Source organism: Amycolatopsis sp. NPDC003731, assembly GCF_053586895.1.
The window spans coordinates 1-2,953 of record NZ_JBSFNC010000293.1; the positions used below are offsets into that span (position 1 = coordinate 1).

General features: G+C 74.4%; 3 protein-coding genes. All 3 read left to right on the forward strand.

What is annotated here, in order from left to right; all coding sequences use genetic code 11:
- Positions 1–168 precede the first annotated feature (168 nt).
- From ACWDN5_RS46575 to ACWDN5_RS46585, 3 genes are read left to right on the forward strand one after another with little or no spacing between them, the layout of a single operon-like run.
- Positions 169–831 (forward strand): IclR family transcriptional regulator, encoded by a 663-nt coding sequence (locus ACWDN5_RS46575; RefSeq protein WP_449680778.1) that lies wholly within the window; start codon positions 169–171, stop codon positions 829–831.
- Positions 832–878: 47 nt separating this feature from the next.
- The gene (locus ACWDN5_RS46580; protein WP_310971322.1) at positions 879–1,589 is read left to right on the forward strand and encodes a response regulator transcription factor; all 711 of its coding nucleotides are present in this window, start codon (positions 879–881) and stop codon (positions 1,587–1,589) included.
- Positions 1,590–1,591: 2 nt separating this feature from the next.
- Positions 1,592–2,875, forward strand: a complete 1,284-nt coding sequence (locus ACWDN5_RS46585) for a sensor histidine kinase (protein WP_449680779.1) — start codon at positions 1,592–1,594, stop codon at positions 2,873–2,875.
- Positions 2,876–2,953 lie beyond the last annotated feature (78 nt).

A 2,953-nucleotide genomic window follows, 5' to 3' on the forward strand; every position in this document is an offset into this window, starting at 1 on the left:
GAATGACTCATTCGAGACGCCCGAGGTCCCGAATGAGTCATTCGCGACGTTCGAACAGCACCGCGCACCCAGGCGGTCCCGAAACCGCTACGGCGTTCGAGCGACACAACACCCCACCCGGTCCACCTGACGGTACCCTGGGTCCACTAGGCGGACGGGGGGTCGCTCATGAAGACAGTCGAAGACGGATCGGTCCGGAGCGTGCTCCGCGCGTTCGACCTGCTCGCCCTCTTCACCGAACAACGCCGGATCTGGGCCGTCAAGGACCTCACCGCGGCCAGCGGGCTGGCCAAGACCACCGTGCTGCGGCTGGTCGCCACCTGCGAACAGCGCGGCCTGCTCTGGACCCGGCCGGACGGGCGGATCACCGTCGGGCCCGGGATGCTGCGGTGGGCGCACCTGGCCAACGCCGCGTGGCAGCTGCCCGAGCCGGTCCGCCAGGTGCTGCGCGACCTGGCTCGCGAATGCCGGGAGACCGTGAACATCTACGTGCGCAGCACCTCTGTGCTGGTCTGCATGGCCCAGCAGGAGGGGCCGCTGGCCATCCGGCACGTCGGCCGCGTCGGGGACGAGCTGCCGCTCGGCTTCGGGGCCGCCGGGCGGGTCCTCGACGGGATCGAAGGCGCCGCCGTCAGTCACGGGGAGCCGGAGGCCGGCGCTTCGAGCGTGGCCGCGCCGGTGCACGACGGCGACGGGCGGCTGCTGGCCGCGCTCGCGATCACCGGGCCCAGCAGCCGGTTCGGACCCGGCGAAGTCGCTGCGTTCACCGAAGCCCTGACCGCCGCTTCGGTGCGGATATCGCAGATCGGCCTCGCCACGCGGGCGGAATAGGCCACAGCCGTCCGGAATCCGGCACTTCGTTGGTTAGGCTTCCCGGCATGCCGAACCTGCTGGTGGTGGAAGACGACGCCGCGATCGGCAGCGTGCTCGAATCGACGCTCCGGCTGCACGGTCACCAGGTGTGCTGGTGCCGCGACGGACGGAGCGCCCTGCAGGCCGCCGAGTCCGGCGACTTCGACCTCGTGCTGCTCGACCTCGGCCTGCCCGACCTCGACGGCGTCGAGGTCTGCCGCCGGCTGCGGGCCGCGCTGCCGGCCGCGGTGCTGGTAATCCTCACCGCGCGGCAGGAGGAGATGGACGTCGTCGTCGGCCTCGACGCCGGGGCGGACGACTACCTCACCAAGCCGATCCGGCTGGGCGAGCTGCTGGCCAGGGTGCGGGCGCACCTGCGCCGCGGCGCGCCGGCCGGGGCCCGGCCGCCGGTGACCGTCGGCGGGCTGACCGTCGACATCGCCGGCCGCCGCGCCACCCTGGGCGGGCGCGAGGTGGTGCTGCGCGCCAAGGAGTTCGACTTGCTGGCCCGGCTCGCCGAGCAGCCCGGCGTCGCGGTCAGCCGCGAGACGCTGATGTCCGAGGTCTGGGACGCGCACTGGTACGGCTCGACGAAGACGCTGGACGTGCACATCGCGGCGGTGCGCCGCAAGCTGTCGGCGGCCGCCGGGCCCGAGGACGAGGTGCCGCGGATCGCCACCCTGCGCGGGCACGGCTACCGGCTGGAAGACCCGGCCCGGACCGCCGCCGAGGGGTAGCCGTGCGCCGCCGGATCACCTCGCTGACGGTGCTGGCCGCACTCGTCGCCACCCTGCTGTTCGCGTTGCCGCTGGGCTTCGCGGTGTGGCAGTACTACCACGACGACGCGAAGGGTGACCTGGAGCGGGCGGCGGACGCCGCCGCACTCTCCGTGTCCCACGAGCTGAACGCCGGCCTGCCGCCCGTGCTGCCGCGAGCCGAGGACGAGGACGAAGCCGAAGCCGACGTCGCGGTCTACAGCCCGGACGGGCGGCTCCTCGTCGGGCACGGGCCCACCGTCGCCGGCGCGGTCGAGCGGCAGGCCGCGAAGGCCACGGTGGACGTCGTCATCGGCCGCGAGGGCGACGAGATGGCGTTGGCGGTGCCGGTGGTCAGCGGCTCCCTGGTGACGGGCGTGGTCCGCGCCGCGCGGCCGCTGTCCCAGCTGCGGCTGCAGATCATCCTGACCTGGGTCGGCATGACCGGGCTCGCGGTCGTGACGACCGGGGTCAGCTGGCTGCTGGCCCGGCGGTTCACGAGGCGGCTCGTCCGGCCCCTGGAGGAGCTCGCCGTCACGGCCGAGCGGCTCGGCGACGGCGACTTCACGGCCCGGTCGCCGCGCGCGGGCATCCCCGAGATCGACCAGGTCGGCGAGACGCTGGACGCCACCGCGGCCCGGATCGGCGAGACCCTGGAGCGCGAGCGCGCGTTCTCCGCGGAGGCGTCCCACCAGCTGCGCACGCCGCTGACCGGGCTGCGCCTGCAGCTCGAAGCCGCGCTGGAGACACCGGCGGCGGACCCGTACGCGGCCATCCGCGCCGGGATCGCGTCCGCCGACCGGCTGGAACGCACCATCGAGGACCTCCTGGCGCTGGGCCGCGAGCGCCGGGCGCCGCGGGCCGAGCTGGACCTCGGTGTGCTCCTCGAGGAGGTCCGGCAGGCGGGCGAGGCGCTGCTCGGGCCGCAGGGGCGGGAGCTGCGGATCAGCCGTCAGGACCCCCCGGCGGCCCGCGTGGCGGCCGCGGCGGTCCGGCAGGTGCTCGGCGTCCTGCTGGACAACGCGGTGACGCACGGCCGCGGCACGGTCACGGTCCTGGCCCGCGACGCCGGGGACGCGCTGGCGATCGACGTCACCGACGAAGGCCCGGACCTGGGCGAACGGGACCCGTTCGCGACGACGCCCAGCGGCCACGGCATCGGCCTCCGCCTGGCCCGCAGCCTCGCCGAAGCCGAGGGCGGCCGCCTCCGCCTCAGCCGCCCCCACCCACCCACGTTCACCCTCCTCCTCCCCGCCGCCCCACCGTGATTGGGAGGTCGACACGCGTGATTGGAAGGTCGACACGCGTGATTAGGAGGTCGACACGCCAGCGAGCCGTGTCGACCC

Excerpts from the sequence above, each read along its gene's own strand:
- ACWDN5_RS46580 (WP_310971322.1), top strand. The coding sequence starts at position 879 with ATGCCGAACCTGCTGGTGGTGGAAGACGACGCCGCGATCGGCAGCGTG.
- ACWDN5_RS46575 (WP_449680778.1), top strand. The coding sequence starts at position 169 with ATGAAGACAGTCGAAGACGGATCGGTCCGGAGCGTGCTCCGCGCGTTC.